The organism is Paucimonas lemoignei, assembly GCF_004342585.1.
Lineage (GTDB): Bacteria > Pseudomonadota > Gammaproteobacteria > Burkholderiales > Burkholderiaceae_D > Paucimonas > Paucimonas lemoignei.
The window spans coordinates 1-1,095 of the sequence record NZ_SLZQ01000038.1; the positions used below are offsets into that span (position 1 = coordinate 1).

At 44.2% G+C, this 1,095-nt stretch carries 2 protein-coding genes; both read left to right on the forward strand.

Features of this window, described 5'->3' with window-relative positions; all coding sequences use genetic code 11:
- Positions 1-121 precede the first annotated feature (121 nt).
- The gene (locus EDC30_RS20030) at positions 122-502 is read left to right on the forward strand and encodes an SMI1/KNR4 family protein (protein ID WP_165973898.1); all 381 of its coding nucleotides are present in this window, start codon (positions 122-124) and stop codon (positions 500-502) included.
- A gap of 107 nt (positions 503-609) precedes the next feature.
- Positions 610-969 carry a TonB family protein gene (locus EDC30_RS19365; RefSeq protein ID WP_132260589.1) on the forward strand — a complete coding sequence of 120 codons (360 nt, stop codon included), beginning with the start codon at positions 610-612 and terminating at the stop codon, positions 967-969.
- Positions 970-1,095: the final 126 nt, after the last annotated feature.

The window sequence follows — 1,095 nt, forward strand, 5'->3', positions numbered from 1 at the left end:
GAATAGTAAAGTATCTAACTTGTCGCTCAACACGGACCCGCAGCAAGAACTTGCCGCTTCGCGGCAGGCGCTGCGGTCCTGTTAGCTCGGCGTTAAATCTAAGAAAGTGGTGAGTTTTACCGTGGATATTGCGTCTCTTTTAGCTCAAAACCAGAAACATAGGCTGGACGACCCGCTGCCGAGCGAGGCGGATATCACTAACGCCGAAAGTAGCCTGGGCCGTGGACTTCCAGAGCAATATAAAGTCTTCCTACGTCTCGGCGGGCTGAATGATTTAAGGTTTAATCACGAAATACTTTCCCCGAGTGAGATACTGCATAACAGAACGTATCTTCCTTCACTTGAGTATGTTCCTTTTGCTAGTAACGGATGTGGAGATTTATTCTGCTGGAAAGCCGGCGAGCTAGACGATCCGCAGGTGTATCTTTGGGAGCATGATTCGGGAAAGCTTCTAGACTGTGGAGCAAATTTCGTAGCTTGGCTAGCTGCTCAGAGATTTTGAAAACCTTTTAACGGCGCGTATATGCTGAGCACTAGATTTAACTTGTCACTCAACCCGGATGGCGCTGCGCGCCACCGGTTAGCTCGGCGTTAAATGGAAGGGATGGAATGAGACTAGCCTCAAAAAGAATTTATTACACCTTCGTTATTGCATTTGTATTTGGTACTGCAAATGCAGGTAATGCTGACCAGGAATATCTGTCAAAGCTTTCGGCGTTAATTAGGTCCAATGCCATGTTCGCTTTTCCCAAAGAAGAATTTAAAAATGATCCTGTAAAGTACGAAATCTCATTGATGCCAGATGGATCTATAAAATCAATTCAAAAATTGAAGGCGTCAGAAGTAAAAGGTTTTGATGAAGCGGTACTTAGAGCGATCCGAATTTCCGAGCCATTTCCAAAAAATAAATTTGGGAAATTACCTACCGGTTTTATTCTTGAGCATTACCCTAAAGATCGTGATCAGTAAATGACTATGGAAAACGTAATTTCCTACCATTTAACTCGTCTATAAGGACTTCCCCTTTTTAGCAAGAGTGGTTTTCAAGTTGTTTGCATGTGTGTTTTCCTTCCGCGAAGCCGGATGGTAGTGTGG

Coding starts and splice junctions, on each gene's coding strand:
- EDC30_RS19365 (WP_132260589.1), top strand. CDS start 610: ATGAGACTAGCCTCAAAAAGAATTTATTACACCTTCGTTATTGCATTT.